15 protein-coding genes are annotated in these 13,394 nt (G+C 57.6%); all 15 read right to left on the reverse strand.

What is annotated here, in order from left to right:
- Window positions 1-6: 6 nt before the first annotated feature.
- The 15 genes from L1K66_RS15050 to L1K66_RS15120 all read right to left on the reverse strand — a co-directional run bounded on the left by L1K66_RS15050 (window position 7) and on the right by L1K66_RS15120 (window position 13,394).
- A complete protein-coding gene (locus L1K66_RS15050; protein WP_256471466.1) occupies window positions 7-1,137 on the reverse strand; it encodes a vWA domain-containing protein in 1,131 nt (376 codons plus the stop codon).
- Window positions 1,134-2,180, reverse strand: a complete 1,047-nt coding sequence (locus L1K66_RS15055) for an ATP-binding protein (RefSeq protein WP_252258609.1) — start codon at window positions 2,178-2,180, stop codon at window positions 1,134-1,136. Before L1K66_RS15055 ends, L1K66_RS15050 begins: the two co-directional genes overlap by 4 nt.
- Complete coding sequence (locus tag L1K66_RS15060) at window positions 2,177-2,710, reverse strand: hypothetical protein (RefSeq protein WP_252258610.1); 534 nt, start codon at window positions 2,708-2,710, stop codon at window positions 2,177-2,179. Before L1K66_RS15060 ends, L1K66_RS15055 begins: the two co-directional genes overlap by 4 nt.
- A complete protein-coding gene (locus L1K66_RS15065; protein ID WP_252258611.1) occupies window positions 2,710-6,588 on the reverse strand; it encodes an ankyrin repeat domain-containing protein in 3,879 nt (1,292 codons plus the stop codon). The genes L1K66_RS15060 and L1K66_RS15065 overlap by 1 nt, the downstream gene beginning before the upstream one ends.
- Before the next feature lie 84 nt (window positions 6,589-6,672).
- Window positions 6,673-7,164 (reverse strand): hypothetical protein, encoded by a 492-nt coding sequence (locus L1K66_RS15070; RefSeq protein WP_252258612.1) that lies wholly within the window; start codon window positions 7,162-7,164, stop codon window positions 6,673-6,675.
- A gap of 2 nt (window positions 7,165-7,166) precedes the next feature.
- On the reverse strand, window positions 7,167-7,538 hold the full coding sequence (locus L1K66_RS15075; RefSeq protein ID WP_252258613.1) for a DUF1854 domain-containing protein: 372 nt from the start codon (window positions 7,536-7,538) through the stop codon (window positions 7,167-7,169).
- A 142-nt stretch (window positions 7,539-7,680) separates the two neighbouring features.
- Window positions 7,681-8,148, reverse strand: coding sequence for a hypothetical protein (locus L1K66_RS15080; protein ID WP_252258614.1), 468 nt, complete (start codon window positions 8,146-8,148; stop codon window positions 7,681-7,683).
- Complete coding sequence (locus L1K66_RS15085; RefSeq protein WP_252258615.1) at window positions 8,145-9,026, reverse strand: tail fiber domain-containing protein; 882 nt, start codon at window positions 9,024-9,026, stop codon at window positions 8,145-8,147. The genes L1K66_RS15080 and L1K66_RS15085 overlap by 4 nt, the downstream gene beginning before the upstream one ends.
- The gene (locus L1K66_RS15090; RefSeq protein ID WP_252258616.1) at window positions 9,026-10,567 is read right to left on the reverse strand and encodes a hypothetical protein; all 1,542 of its coding nucleotides are present in this window, start codon (window positions 10,565-10,567) and stop codon (window positions 9,026-9,028) included. The genes L1K66_RS15085 and L1K66_RS15090 overlap by 1 nt, the downstream gene beginning before the upstream one ends.
- Window positions 10,567-10,827 (reverse strand): collagen-like protein, encoded by a 261-nt coding sequence (locus L1K66_RS15095; RefSeq protein WP_252258617.1) that lies wholly within the window; start codon window positions 10,825-10,827, stop codon window positions 10,567-10,569. Before L1K66_RS15095 ends, L1K66_RS15090 begins: the two co-directional genes overlap by 1 nt.
- Window positions 10,824-11,135 (reverse strand): hypothetical protein, encoded by a 312-nt coding sequence (locus L1K66_RS15100; protein WP_252258618.1) that lies wholly within the window; start codon window positions 11,133-11,135, stop codon window positions 10,824-10,826. Before L1K66_RS15100 ends, L1K66_RS15095 begins: the two co-directional genes overlap by 4 nt.
- A 68-nt stretch (window positions 11,136-11,203) precedes the next feature.
- Window positions 11,204-11,398, reverse strand: a complete 195-nt coding sequence (locus tag L1K66_RS15105) for a hypothetical protein (RefSeq protein WP_109799524.1) — start codon at window positions 11,396-11,398, stop codon at window positions 11,204-11,206.
- 83 nt (window positions 11,399-11,481) lie between these two features.
- Window positions 11,482-12,018 (reverse strand): TIGR02594 family protein, encoded by a 537-nt coding sequence (locus L1K66_RS15110; protein ID WP_252258619.1) that lies wholly within the window; start codon window positions 12,016-12,018, stop codon window positions 11,482-11,484.
- A gap of 21 nt (window positions 12,019-12,039) precedes the next feature.
- On the reverse strand, window positions 12,040-12,255 hold the full coding sequence (locus tag L1K66_RS15115) for a hypothetical protein (RefSeq protein ID WP_252258620.1): 216 nt from the start codon (window positions 12,253-12,255) through the stop codon (window positions 12,040-12,042).
- 2 nt (window positions 12,256-12,257) lie between these two features.
- Window positions 12,258-13,394, reverse strand: coding sequence for a tail fiber domain-containing protein (locus tag L1K66_RS15120; protein WP_252258621.1), 1,137 nt, complete (start codon window positions 13,392-13,394; stop codon window positions 12,258-12,260).

Consider the following 13,394-nt stretch of genomic DNA (forward strand, 5'->3'; position numbering starts at 1 on the left):
TGCGGCCTAAATCATTCGGAGCACTTCCCCGAACGGGAAGTGCTCGTCATTGGCCCCGCCGGGGACGAGGACCCACATTACAGGGCAATCGGGTGCCTTTGCTGGAAAGTCGCCGTAACCATCCGTGAGGTAGATGCAGAGGCCCTCTTCATGCGATGACGCTGCGTCCGATATAGCATGAAAAAACGGCTTGAAGGATGTTCCGCCTCCGCCCTTGGGAGGCGGCATATCCGAAGATCGGCCGAGCTTATACGGACCGTGAAGATCGGCATCAGCATAATAAAGATCGCAGTCGATGTGCGGATAAGCCCCGACAATTGACTGCACCTCGGCCAGAAATTGCGAAAGCTCCTGGTTACTGACAGATGCGCTGGTGTCTATCGCGATGTGAACTTTCAGGCTTTCTCCAGCCATGTCATCGATATACAATCCGCTGTGAATGAACCTGCGGTCGAAACCACCGAAGTCACACGGTGTGCGGACCAGGAATCTCCAAAGGGACGTTTTCCAGTCTATCTGAGGTGCATCAGCAATCCGCATTTCCCGGTCAAACTGGGCAGGGATTGAGCCACGGCCCCTTTCGCTTGTTTCGGCCATGATCTGGGCTGATCTGATTGCATGCTGCCAATAGGCCTCGTTTTCGCCTGCCGCTGTGGAGATGTCGGAACCGTTGAGAGGGACCGGGCAGCCGTCCCCTCCCGCCAGGTCCATCACGAGAATTGGCGGGATGACGATGCATTCTCTCTCAAGGATAGCATAGACCTCCTCGACGCTGAAATGCTCGATTGCTGGCCGGCGGATTGCTCCAAGCGGCAAATCATAAGCTTCGAGGGGGGCAATCATTCCATTTACGACAATGTCCGCGGCAAAGTTCCAGAGCTCATGGTTGCGATGTTTGCGCCTCGGAACATGCTGCAGGGCGCAATGCAGCACTTCGTGCATCAGCAGCCCTTGAGTCTGCTTGACGGTCAGCGTGGCAAGGTAGGCCGGGTCGTAGTAGATTTTTGAGCCATCTGTTGCTGCTGTTCCGAGACCCACGCGAGGTTGCAGGTCCGCAAATAGCAACAACCCAGCAAAGAAGGGGGCTGACATTCGCAGCCCCAGAATAGCCCTTTGGAGAACTGGATCCTCGCTCATCCAAACAGCAGATCCCTGAAGGCGAGCAGGCGCTCCTTGATTTCCCGGTTGCTGACCAACGTTCGAACGAGATCGTCTTCAAATCCCGCTTCGCGACTGTGCCTGAGAATGTCAGAGGCAAGAACCTGGAGCCACTCTGAAGGTGCCTCCTTACTGGCCCATTCGACGATGTGGTTTGCCCGCTCAAAATCTACGGCTCTGATGGTCAGGCCGATAGTGACTGCATAGCGGACAGATGGCTCATCCGGAAATTTGATGCCCCTCTTGCCGGCGGCAATGGCATCGAGATCCGGCAGCTTGCGGTAGACGGATTCAAACGCGTCAAACTCGACTGCTGCGGCATTGCCTACAGCCGATGAGATCGGCAGTCCGATTGCTCGTAATCTACTGGCCATCATCCAGGTGCGTGGCGATGGCCAAGCTGGATTCCGCTGATCGAGTTGATGCAGCAGGTTGGTCCTGTAGGCCAGAAACGCCAGAATTCTCTCGTCGACACATGTCTTCAGAGCATGGAATTTGAAGCTGTCGAAGTCAGGCTGCACCTCTAGGTGGACAAAACGATTGGAGAGCGGCGCCGGCATATCGAACACCGAGGCCTTGTCTTCTTTCCGGTTGCCTGCTGCCCAGACGAACCAGCCATCAGGGACCTCGTAGCTGCCCACTTTCCGATCGAGGATTAGCTGCTGTGCGATGCCTTGCATGGCCGGCGGAGCCATGTTGATTTCATCAAGAAACAGAATGCCCCGACCATCGCGCGGCAAAAATTCTGGCGGGTACCAAGTGCATACGTTGCCTACCGGCACTGGAAGGCCGCGCAGATCGGTCGGAGCGAGTTGGCTAAGCCTGAGATCAATCAGATCCAGCGCGTTCTCGCTGGCACATTGCGCAACGATGCTCGACTTTCCCACCCCCGGTGGCCCCCAGATCATCAGGCTCAGCTTGACGTCATTGGAAATTATTGCCGCCAGTGAACTGGCCAAGGCCTCAGGCGTATGAACCAAACCGACTGAGCTTTTGGCTTGCTTTGTGGCTTTCACAGTCATTCGAGCTTCTCTTTAAGTGGCTCTCCCATGCCCATTAACCGAGATGTTGCGAGTTCCGCAGCCTTGATGTGGGGACCGTTTGCAATCTGCCGTAGCAAGGGCGCTGGTACGTCCCCCCGTCCTGCCAGGGCAAGGGCATGTGAACTGTTGCCAGAGCGCATTGCCCAGTCGATGATCGATTGTGGGCATTCTGGGGATCTCAGTATCGCTTTGATAGCAGTTATCGGCAGTCGTGAAAAAAGATCTGGATCGATCAGCAATTGAATGAGAATGGCGGGATTGGCAAAAAACTCATTGGGAAATTTCGGCGCTAGCTTTAGCAGGACCTCTTTCGGACAGGCTGGGTTCATAGCTACACTGCGCAGCACCGATGGCGAGCGCGACTGGGTAAGTTTCTCCAGTGTTGGACCGGCTGCCTGCTCATGTTGCGCGACTTTTACGTCCAGCTTGTCAGATGTCCCAACCAGCCTGTCCAACTCGGTTGCCGACAGGTTGGTCAGGTCAGGACTGGAATCCACCTGATCACTCATCAAGGCTCCTCACCCGTCGCAACCGGCAACGATAGGAAGTCCCTGACCAGTTCGCTGTAGGCGATGGGGTCGCTTCCGCTGACATCCAGCTTGACAGTTTGATCGCCGCCGAAATCTTCGTAATCGAACCCAGATAGCGACCAGCCCGGCTCGACGTCGATAGATGCCCGGGCGCCCTCATCGGATTTGTAGACGCTCCATACCATCCCAGCGCCACCTTCCTCGAACTCCCAGCCTTTGGCCTTGAGCCCCCGCAGCGCGCCAAGCGGCACCTTGGTGCCATCTTTCTTGCTGATAAGGTTCTCGGTTTGAGGGCCTTGGAGGAACCACTTCCTTGCCAGTTGAGGGAACGGCTGGGTGAGTTTGTTATCCGCAAAGATCTGAAGCCAGGCCTCGACATTGTCGCCGAACAGACACGGGTGCGGCAGAGTGACTCTTGCCTCATTGTCGAGAGACAGTTCCTTCCCATCAGCAGCCACGTATCGCCCTTCGGCATCGATCCGGAACGTCGTCTCAAGAGCCTGATCTCTGAGGGTTGCCCACACAAGGCTACGAACCATCTTCGAGAGCAGCGGATGGACTGCAATAACCTCTTTAAAGGTGGCCCCAAGCCATTCGCGGCGACTGAGCATGCCTTTCTCGAACCTTTTTTTCTGGTCCGATGCTTGCCCCTTGAGCGCAGACTTGAATTCTTTCCACTGGGCAGTTGCTGCTTTGGCCAACAGAGCGTTGTCGCTCTTGGTGGCCTTGGGCAATGCCTTGAGGATATTGCCATTCTCGTCAGTGAGAACAGCATCCAGATTGGAATCGAGAGTTACCGAAAAACGCCGAGGACCAAAGTCGAGGGTCATCTGGCTGTTGTGTTCTAGGCCAAGATCGGGAACCGCAAGGTCCTCCAGCATCTCCGGTGCCAGACCGCGTGCTTCCGCAATATTTTCAATTACCTCCTGGGCGTAGGCTTGTGCTTTGTCATATTTGCTGAAGCGCATGATTGTCTGGAGGCCGGATATAGCGGTGTTTGTGCCCAATGCGCCCAAGACATCAATGGCCGCAGCTGTTGCAGGATAGAAGGGGGCATTCCGGTAATTTTTTACCAGCAGCGCAGCAGCTCGCGCATCGCCCATATAACCTAACGCATGGAGGAAACCGATCCCGTCCTTCTTCGCACCATTTTTGACCCAGCTATCGTATGCGCTTAGGGCGAAATCAGCGAGTGACTCTCGATCGCAAACCTCCATCACCTTAATCAGCGCTGGCGTCTGCAAATGGCAAGTCGATGCAAGCATCATGCGGCCAATCGTCTCGACTGCATGTACTGGCAGCGCTTTGCCGCTCTCTTTCAGAATGGGGGCCGGATGTGCAGACGCAACAAAATAGGAGGGAAGCTTCGTGAGCTTTTTGGGGAGAAAGTCGGCCTCATCGCTGCGGTCAAGAAAAGCCAGGGCAGCAGCAAGGGCTTCCGTTCCATAGCGTTTTGCAGTCTCTTCAATTTTCCCCCTGAAGCCTTGAGTTGAGAGCCAGCGCAACGCCTGCTGGGCATCACTTCGGTCGCTCTCAAACTCACCAAATGCGCAAGCTAACAAACCCGTAATTGCGGTGTCAGGAAAGCGTTTTAGCCATGTTTGCGCTGACAATCTCCCAAGGGCCTGCGCCATAACTGGTGCAACCTCGATAGCATCGAAATATGATAGGCACTGGATTGCGACACAATGATCTTTTCTGATGCCCTCGAAAGCTTCTCCTCTCAAACGATAGAGTGCAAATTCGTACTTACTTTTATCAGATATTTTCCGGCTGTAAGAACAAATCATATCTGATAATATATCAAAGCAATCGTTCCATAATTGCAATATTACGCCATCTGAACAAAACAGAAAGTCATCTACGTCCAATCTATTTTCATAGATATCCCAACTGGATAGTCCCGACTTGCGAGTTTTATGTCTTTTGCATAACTTTAAAATTTCTTTCTCTTTTTCTTTTCTGTGGCTTTTCTGTTCAGCTGGCTCCCAGCTTGATATATCTGTGAGAATATCATCGTGGAGAGAACTCATCCGCTCATCAAACACTTCCGGAGGACTGAAAATAGGAAGTCGGCCATCATTTGATGGCATTGCAACCTTTAGATGTAACTTTGGGGCCTCCGCCTTCCGAGGCCAAACACCCGGTCGCAGCACCTCGGGCAGGTCCTCGTCCCCACAAACAGGCAGGGCCTTTGCTGCCTCGAGAACCTGATTCCGGGCCGTAATAATTTTGGCAATTAGCTTATCTGCCTTTTCGCCATCACCAACAATGCCTTCCCTGAAGAGGTCCAAATCTTCTTGGGCAATGTTCTCCAACAAGGCCAAATGGCCCTTCACCTGCACATCAGACAGGCGAGCTTTCAAACCGGCTCTTAACAGAACCCTAGACAGGCTGGCATTTTTCCCGGTAATTGCGGTGGCCAGCGCAGACGTGCTCTCCGGGTTGAGAGGTGCGCCAGCCTCAACAAGCGTCCGAAGAGCTTTGACGTCCGCATAGTCGGTGGCCATTTTTCCTTCCTGATCAATGGCATCAACGCCCGCCCCTGCCTTCAGCAGCGCCTTGACCAGCGACACATCGCCTTTTTGAGCGGCCAGCATAAGCGGGGTCTGCCCCCGCCCGTTGGCCCAGTTAACATCTGCGCCGAATTCAAGAAGATCTGAGGAAAGATGCAGGTTGAGCGCGTGGTCGCCGTTAGCATCCGCATCGTTTACCCGTGCGCCGGCAGCAACCAATTCCTGCCAATATTCCGAGCGGGCCAGCATTAGAGGCGTAGTCCCATTCTGGTCTTGCGCATTCACGTCGCAACCGAGGGATATCGCTAGCTTGATTGCCCCCTCGCTATAGTAGCTATCTGCCAGTAGATGCAGTACACTTCGGCCATCAGCAGCCCTCGCATTGACATCCCCTCCCAGGCGGACGAACTCTTTCCCATAATTTTGAAAAATTTCGACGCTGCAATAGGGCCTTTGAAAGAGAGAGCGCCCATTCTTGTCCAAGTGGGTCAGGCTCGCACCGGCATCAAGCAAGGCCTTTGCGACCTTTTTATCACTTGCGTAGAACAAGGCAGTTTGACCGTCATTATCCACGGCATCCACATCCGCCCCCCGTTCCAGGAGGTGGTTTATGACTGGCAGTGCCCCGCTCTCGCAGGCGGACATCAACAGTGTTTTAGAGGAACCCGACGAAACCGTGTCATTGGGTTTAACTCCATGCTTGAGCAACCAGTCAATGACCTCGGTTTTCCCAGTTCTGACGGCCACCTCCAGAACACTTCCACGCCATCCGGCTTGGTAATCTAACTTCGCCCCGGATAGCACAAGTTCATCGAGAATTTCGATATTGACCGCCCTTTTAGTACCCCCTGATATGTCATAAAACGGCCAGTAAAATCGTCTGTTTTCATATTCATCATTCGACGACAACGCCAGCATAAGGCACGAGAAACCATTGTCGCAGATAGCATTCGGGTCCGCACCCTTTGAAATAAGGTATTTCACCAATTCCAAATTCTGGAGGATAATCGCGCAATGCAGCGGAGTAAGGCTGAGCGTCGATGGCGCTTCTATATCTGCGCCGTTAGTGAGCAGAAGGTCAATGAGTTCGTGCGGATGTTTTTCCTTTTTTACGATTCTTGCCAGCGCAGTAAACTCACTGGGAAAGCCAGCCGTTTGCGCGTTAACATCAACACCAGAGGAAACAAGAAGACCGACTTTCTCGTTCAGATCCAGACATCCTGACATAAGGATTTCGCAAAAGAAATCATCATCGTCTTTTTTCAGAGATCTAAGGCCGTGGCTTAGGACATGTTCCTTGGCCGCCTCAAATGTAGATTCCTTGAATTTTCTAATGTCCACAAGCGCCCCCTATATTGCTCCCAATATGCCATGATTGAAGTGTCACATGACTCAAATTGGCAATTCACCCCCTGCACCGTCAGTCTAGGCCGGAGACGGCGTGTTCTTGGGTGGCTTGGGCAAAGCCTTGGGCATTAGCAACTGAATCAACATGGCCAGATCTTGCAGATCGTTCACCGGAAAGGGTGCCCCCGACCGGAAGTGTGCAACAGCCTTTGCAAGCTCAGCTGCCTCGATTTCGCCCACAACCCTCTTGCTGACGTCATGAAGCATGCTGAGAGGATCGATAAAGCCATGCGCAATTTCAGGATCTTCATTTTGCCAAGCTTCCTGCCAGTCCGAGTGGGCTGACAGGTCTGTTTCGTCAAATTCACCTGCCGAAACCTCGACTTTGCCTTGATCGCTTGAAACCCAATAACCTGAAAAGCGCACGTTGGTCCCCTTGCCATTTAATCGTTTGATTCGAGAACTGAGCGTAACCGGTGAGAGCAACCCTTGTCCCAACTCATTTTCGGCGACCTCTTTTTGTTCCGACAAACGGTTTGGCGAAGAGCCCTCATGACCAGAGAGCTTCACGATCAATCCCTCATTGGCAATCTCTGAAGAAAGGCGTTGTCTTCCTCGGGCTCGTCCCAACGGCTGGCAAGCCGTGCCCAGTGATCGACCCGATCCCGGAATTCCTGATCATCGATTGAAATGTAGAATGTGAAGACACGGTTCACGATCTCTTTCATCAGCGCGCGCATTTGCTCATCGTCGATGTGGGAGACATCATTCCAGGCGATTTCGCGCCCATCAGCATCAATCACGCGGACGTCCGAGTAGTCCCCTGCATGGGTAACCGGGACTATGCCCGCATGCAGCGTTTCGAGGCAGGTGTTGCGGACGCACATCATCGCGAGCGTTTTCGCCATCTTGGCGGCAATGCGCTTTTCGTCGTCCCGGTTCATCGGTGCACTATAGCGGCAAATCTTCCCGGTAGTAGGCCCGAACCAATTCGGCCTCCGAGATGCTCAGCACGGGCAATAAGCCCGCCGCTGCGTTGATATGCAGGATGTCAATCGACGCCCCGTTTCTCCAACCAAAACCGGATCACACATACCCTTCATTGATCAGATCAACCTGCCAGTATCGGGTGATACCTCCAGCGGTCGCACTGACCGTCCAGAAACTTTGCCGGATGGTGTAGCCTGTATTGGACAGGCTGAAGGTGATCGCTGTTGATGATCCGCCGGACGCGACGCTCACAAATGATCCAGCTCCCCCCGAACCAGACCAGGTCCAGACCGCAGATTGGGTGCACTGGATTGTAACCGTCGCATTTCCACCGCCAGCAGCCCAGTCGCTAAGTACGACCGGCGATCCACTCGACAGCCCGCCCGCGGGCGTGAATGCGACAGACGATTTGCCGTAGAGGTTGGACAATTTGATCGCCCCCGAAGCAATCCCAGCCAAATTGCGGACAGCGGTTTCGCCCAGTGAAGTGCTGGTGCCGGCCGCGCGGCCGAGCTCTGTGCCGACATTGCCCAGAGAAATCGGGCCGGTTGTTTGCAGGGTCATTGCCGAGCCTCCAGCTTGGCAATGAGACGCGCTTGGACGTCGATGTGTTCAGCGAGATCTTTGACCGCTTCGATGAGCAGGCCGACCAGGTTGCCGTAGGCAACAGACATGAGCCCATCCTCATGGGTCATAACTGCTTCGGGCACAATGGGCGCCAATTCCTGGGCAACGAGACCGATACCGCGACTGCCCGTGTCACGCCGGGAAAAGGTCACTCCGCGAAGCTTGCGGACGCGATCCAGGCCATCAGAGACCGTCTCCACGTCGGTCTTGAGCCGCGCATCGGAAAACGCCGTCACGTCGCCAGTAGCGGTGATGGTTCCCGAGACCGAGATACTACCCGTAAAGCTTTCGCCCGCTTTGTTGGCGGGCGTGAAGCCCAGCGCACCGGTCACATCGCCTAACGTCATTGAGGAACCTGCCGTCACCCGGCCTTTGGCGTCTACGGTGACCTTGAGATAGGTCCCGGCCGCCACGCCGCTGTTAGCAAGCGTAGCGGCGAACGAGAGATTGCCGGAGCCATTAAAGCTGCCGCTGGTCCCGGTCACATCGCCGGTCAGTGCAATGGTGCGCCCAGTCACCCACCTAGTCGCTGTCGCGGCATTGCCGGTGCAGGATCCCGACGAGCCAGTAATCGACCCGCTGCTGGTTATGTATCCGCTCGGGTTGGTCGAATTGTAGGGCGTGAAGCCGAGCGCGGTGGTGACCATGCCAGATGTCAGATTGCCAAAGCCCACCTGCACCACAGACCCGCCCGCAGTCTTTGAATAGAGCTTCTGGTCAGCCAGATTGACGGCGAGTTCGCCCGCTTGCAGCGATGCCGCCGCAGGCACGCTGGAGGCGGTCGACGATCGTTTGAGCAGGATGGTGCTCGGCATCAGAAAGTTCCACCATCCAGCGTCACGCCATCAATCGAGCCACCGGTGATGGCGACGTTGCTCGCTGCCTGCGTCGACATGGTGCCGAGGCCAGAAATGTCAGTATTGGGAATGGTCGCGGACGCCGTGAACGCCGCCGTGCCGTTGCCCTTGAGGTAGCCGGTGAGCGTGGTGGCACCCGAGCCGCCTTTGGCCACGCCGAGCGTACCGCCGATATTGCCCAGCGTGAGGTTGGCTTCGTTGACATCGATAGTTGGGTTGCCCGCCACACCATCGCCATTGGTGACTGCGATCTTGGTTGAGCCAGCCGTCAGCGTGCGCGCTGCGACACTTCCAGCGGCCGTGCGGGCGATTATCCCGTTGGTGCCAAGGTTGTGGAGCGCCAGCGCCTGACCGGTCAGTGCGACAGCATCAGCGGCCACAGCAATGCCTGTGCCGGCCCCAACGTCGATCGTGTTGCCGGTCTTGGTGAGGCCATTGCCGGCAACGATCTGGCCTGCGCCATTGAACTGGACGAAGGTGATAGCCGTGGTGCCTAGCGTCCCACCGGCATCCACCGTGCAGAGGTAGCCCACGTCGGCGTTCACTGTGCCCTGTTCGACAAACAGGTAAGCCGAGACATGCTCGTCCCAGGTCGAGAGATCGAGCGCGCGCACCCAGGCGCCAGAGGCAACGACATAGACGCCATTCTGGGACGGCGTAGTCTGGTCCTTCACCAGCACGCGGTCGCCCGCGGCAAGCGCCACGCCGTCGATGGTCATTGTGCCTGACAGCGAGGCAATATTGGCAGTCGATGCGGCTTTCACTGAAGCCTTGGGATCGAGCCCCTGAACAGTCAGATCGACGTAGTTCTTGGTGGCTGCGTCTTGGGCAGCTGTCGGGTCAGCAAGGCCTGTGATGCGCTGGCTGTTGAAGTCCACCGCAGCCGTCGGAGCCGCCATCTGGTCGAGACGGTTCGCACGTACCCGAACGTCAGTGTAGTAAAGGTTGGTGCCTTCTGAGACATCCGTTGTGGTCAGCGTAATTGCGCCGGTGCGGCCAGCTACCGAGGTGACCGGAAACGTGATCGCTACGTTGCTGGCAGCCGTTACGCGCCCTTTGGCGTCGACTGTAACCTGACCGACTTGCGTGGCAGAGCCATAGGAGCCAGCGGTGACGCCGCTGTTTGCAAGGGTCGCGGCAATGGTCACATTGGCGGTACCATTGAACGTGGCCGTGCCGGTCACGTCGCCGGACAGGCCAAGCGAACGCGCCGTTGCCAGCGCGGTTGCAGTACCGGCATTGCCCGAGATCGAACCCGCAATCGTGCTTGAGAAGGTCTTCGCCCCGGCGATGGTCTGGTCGCCCGAAAGCCCGACGAATGCACCCGGGCCACCGATGGCGATGACCGATGTGGCCGTGCCGCCAGCACCCCCGGTGCCAGTGCCGTAGTAGAGTGTGTTGTCCTGCTCGTTGAATGCGAGCTCGGCATTAGCGAGCGATGCTGGAGCGCCAGCGGCACCGCCGGCAGCCCGACGTTTGATACGCAAGGTGTTGGCCATCAGAAATTACCTCCATCGACCAGCCTGGCCGAATTCGTGTTGGTCCACCGGTTGTCGGGGGATGAGAAAATCAGGACATCGCCGCCTTCGGGCTGCGTGAGGTCCACGTCAGAAAGGTCGTTGAGCGCACTCAGCGGTCCAGGTGGCCCCTGAGGACCCTGGGCGCCGGTCGCACCGGTTTCGCCGCGCGGGCCGGCAATGCCCTGCGGTTCTATGACGATGGTCTGCACCGTCTCCAGGATCTGGATGGTACCCGTCATACGACATCGAACGTGAAGACCGGCAGGACCTCACGCTCCCCTTCGCCATTTTCGAGGCCGATACTCAGCCAGACCCGGCCAGCTCCTGGTTTGAGGTGGGCCGTCTGCTCGTCAGTCCAAAGCACTTCGATTTCGCCCAAATTGGGCGGCGAGCGAATGGTGACCGCTGGAACCTCGATATTGGGGCTCTGGTCGACGACCAGCGCGGAAAGACCGGTCAGATCTCGGCGGTCGCCCGCAGCGAGATCGGCATAGAGCGTCGCGCGCAGCCGCCTGGTGCCGCCGCGGCGGATAGTCAGCCTGGTCATGCCTGCACCTGTTCGTAAAAGGGCGAGCGGAGGCCAAAACCTCCGCCTGCTAGGTGAATGTCTCGGGATCAGCCGATCCGGGTGGTTGCCGTCTTACGGAACAGGACGCCGCCAATGCCGGTGAGCGCGAGGACCACGGTCAGGACGTCCGTCTGGCTGAGGCCTTCCGGCAAAATGCCGATCGCGCCAGCGACACCCCAGATGCTGCCTATGATCCCGGTCCAGATGGCCTTCGAGGTCCACCACGGCTTCAAGTCTTCCATGTCAGTTCTCCAAAAGAAAACCCGCCAGAGGCGGGTGGTTGTCCGCCTGCGCAAAGGCGGCAGCGGATAGGGCTCGAGCCTGCTCAGGCCTCGTTGGTCGAGAGAGTGCCGGTGGCAGCAAGCTGCACGGGCTTCACGGTCGCAGGCGCCTTGCGATAGGCGGGCCGGCGCACGGCAATGCAGCGGTCCTTCGCGATCCGGGTGATGGTCACGCCATCAGACTGGTTACCGCCGAGCACATGATAGGCGCCGTAATCTTCGCCGACATAGAGCCCGACATGGCCGGATCCCTGGCCGCGGCGGAACACCAGCACATCGCCTAGCTGGGCCTTGTCAGCGGCCTTGCCGAACTTTGCCCAGTTGCGTGCCCAGAGCGGACCTTCGACGATCGGCTTGCCGCCGCGTTTGGCGACCACAGCCATGAACAGACCGCACCACGGGATGCCGTCTTCCAAATAGGTCCGGGCAAGCCCGACCTCCTTGGCCCAGTCGAGAATAAGCGGATTGCTAGCCGGGCCAGCCACTTCGAAGGTGCCATAGAGCTTGCGCGCTTCTTCCAGCATCCGGGGCAATGGGCGCAGTTCATCGAGCCAGCCATAGGCCGGCGGCAAAGAGTTCATGGGAGTTTCTCCTGTGGGAGGTTAGCGGCCGGAAAAGCCCTTGAAGGCTGCCGTGATCACCGCGATCGCGGCAACCAGGGTCGAGAGCCATTTGACGAAGCGGACGACGCCAGTGGCTGTGTTCCAGGCGTCGAGCAGATCTTTGAGCTCCTTGCGCACGGCCTTGAGTTCGGCCTGGACGGCTTCAAGGTCAGCACGGATCAGCGCCATTTCGACGGCGGGGTCTTGCTCAGCCATGGTCACTCCCGCGTGATGTTTGAAGCGGAGACCTGCGCTCGCAACGCATCAAGCTCGGCCTTAAGCTCGACAATGGCCTGAAACGCGAGCGCGGTCAGTTTGGCGTAATCAACGGCCATGAACCCATCTGGCCGGGTGCGGACAGCGAGGGGAAAGGCCTGCTCGACGTCTTGGGCGATCACGCCGAAGTCGGCCTTGCGCACAAAGAGATCATCTTCGCCGCCCCGGGCTGCAAGGTGATCGTCGCGCCAGTCAAAATACTTGCCGCCAATCTCGCCAACGGCGCGCAGCGCACCGCCAATGGGGCGGACTTTCTCTTTTAGGCGCGCATCCGACGCAAAATATGCGGTGATGTCTCCGGTCGCGCGGATCTCGCCGGCAATCCCGGAGGCTGGTGTTCCAATGCCAAGGGAGCCAACTTGATAATTGCCCGCCGTGTTAAGGGCATTGGCCGTCCCGGCAACGGTTGCCGTCGTTGCCGTGCTGGCGCTTGCCGCGCTCCCGCTGATGGAAATGCCCCATGTGCCGGTTGCGCCCACACCGCTTCGTGAGGGCACATCAAGATTGGCGCGGGCTTCAACTCCGGTGGTCCCGCCGGTGCCGCCGCCTGCGACGAGCACCGTGCCGGTGAGCTTGGAGGCGGCGAGCGACGTCAGCCAGGTAGGATCGGCATAGCTCGATGTAGAAAGCAGCGCTGCGCTGGATTGGGCCGGGGCGCTCAGGCCAATCGTCCAGGCCGCATAGGTTCCGCTGCCGCCGATCGCCGAGACGTTGACGACAAGCGCGCCGGTGCCGCTGGTATAGGCGGTAATCTGACCATGCATCCAGTTTGCAGGTGTGGCCGTGTTGGTAATCGTCACCCATTGCCCAACCACGAAGGCCTTTGCCGTCTGGACAGTGAGCGATTTGGATCCAGTACCAATCGTCAGCGAGGTTGTGCTGGTGGCGCTGGTCCCTGGCGCGTTGGTGGCGGTCGCAGCGCTTGCCGCGGCGTTGCTGGCATAGCCATTCACTTCGCTGGCAAGGGCATTAGCCTGGGTGGCGAAGTTCGGCAGCGCCGACAGAAAGGCGTCAGCGCGCGCGTTGAAGTTCGTCGCGTCCGACCGGGTGGGCGGCGCGGGCAAGGCCGTGATGGGCAT

The organism is Erythrobacter aurantius, assembly GCF_023823125.1.
GTDB lineage: Bacteria > Pseudomonadota > Alphaproteobacteria > Sphingomonadales > Sphingomonadaceae > Erythrobacter > Erythrobacter aurantius.

Excerpts from the sequence above, each read along its gene's own strand:
- L1K66_RS15050 (WP_256471466.1), bottom strand. The coding sequence starts at position 1,137 with ATGAGCGAGGATCCAGTTCTCCAAAGGGCTATTCTGGGGCTGCGAATG.
- L1K66_RS15055 (WP_252258609.1), bottom strand. The coding sequence starts at position 2,180 with ATGACTGTGAAAGCCACAAAGCAAGCCAAAAGCTCAGTCGGTTTGGTT.
- L1K66_RS15060 (WP_252258610.1), bottom strand. The coding sequence starts at position 2,710 with ATGAGTGATCAGGTGGATTCCAGTCCTGACCTGACCAACCTGTCGGCA.
- L1K66_RS15075 (WP_252258613.1), bottom strand. The coding sequence starts at position 7,538 with ATGAACCGGGACGACGAAAAGCGCATTGCCGCCAAGATGGCGAAAACG.
- L1K66_RS15080 (WP_252258614.1), bottom strand. The coding sequence starts at position 8,148 with ATGACCCTGCAAACAACCGGCCCGATTTCTCTGGGCAATGTCGGCACA.
- L1K66_RS15085 (WP_252258615.1), bottom strand. The coding sequence starts at position 9,026 with ATGCCGAGCACCATCCTGCTCAAACGATCGTCGACCGCCTCCAGCGTG.
- L1K66_RS15090 (WP_252258616.1), bottom strand. The coding sequence starts at position 10,567 with ATGGCCAACACCTTGCGTATCAAACGTCGGGCTGCCGGCGGTGCCGCT.
- L1K66_RS15095 (WP_252258617.1), bottom strand. The coding sequence starts at position 10,827 with ATGACGGGTACCATCCAGATCCTGGAGACGGTGCAGACCATCGTCATA.
- L1K66_RS15100 (WP_252258618.1), bottom strand. The coding sequence starts at position 11,135 with ATGACCAGGCTGACTATCCGCCGCGGCGGCACCAGGCGGCTGCGCGCG.
- L1K66_RS15105 (WP_109799524.1), bottom strand. The coding sequence starts at position 11,398 with ATGGAAGACTTGAAGCCGTGGTGGACCTCGAAGGCCATCTGGACCGGG.
- L1K66_RS15110 (WP_252258619.1), bottom strand. The coding sequence starts at position 12,018 with ATGAACTCTTTGCCGCCGGCCTATGGCTGGCTCGATGAACTGCGCCCA.
- L1K66_RS15115 (WP_252258620.1), bottom strand. The coding sequence starts at position 12,255 with ATGGCTGAGCAAGACCCCGCCGTCGAAATGGCGCTGATCCGTGCTGAC.
- L1K66_RS15120 (WP_252258621.1), bottom strand. The coding sequence starts at position 13,394 with ATGCCCATCACGGCCTTGCCCGCGCCGCCCACCCGGTCGGACGCGACG.